Below are 207 nucleotides of genomic sequence, written 5' to 3' on the forward strand. Positions count from 1 at the left end.
TTCTTTCGCTTTTTTTTGATCTTCCGGAAAGGACCCCAATAAGCCCAACACATAGTCTCGAAGCCGATTTACTTTTTGCTCGAGCATTGCAACTGTTTTTTTAGGGACCTTGCCTTCTATCTCTTTTAATACTGTGTCGATAAAAGAGATATTGAGGGTACTAAGGATGGAGCGGATGTACTCTTTGATACAACGACCTACAATTTC

Annotated in this window: 1 protein-coding gene; it reads right to left on the minus strand. The window is 40.1% G+C overall.

Translation table 11 applies throughout. From position 1 onward, the window contains the following. Nucleotides 1-207, minus strand: a 207-nt coding sequence (locus BU804_RS13335) for a hypothetical protein (RefSeq protein WP_158025032.1), incomplete at both ends; no start/stop codon positions are given.

The organism is Candidatus Protochlamydia sp. W-9, from assembly GCF_001950615.1.
In the GTDB taxonomy this organism is placed as follows: Bacteria; Chlamydiota; Chlamydiia; order Chlamydiales; family Parachlamydiaceae; genus Protochlamydia; species Protochlamydia amoebophila.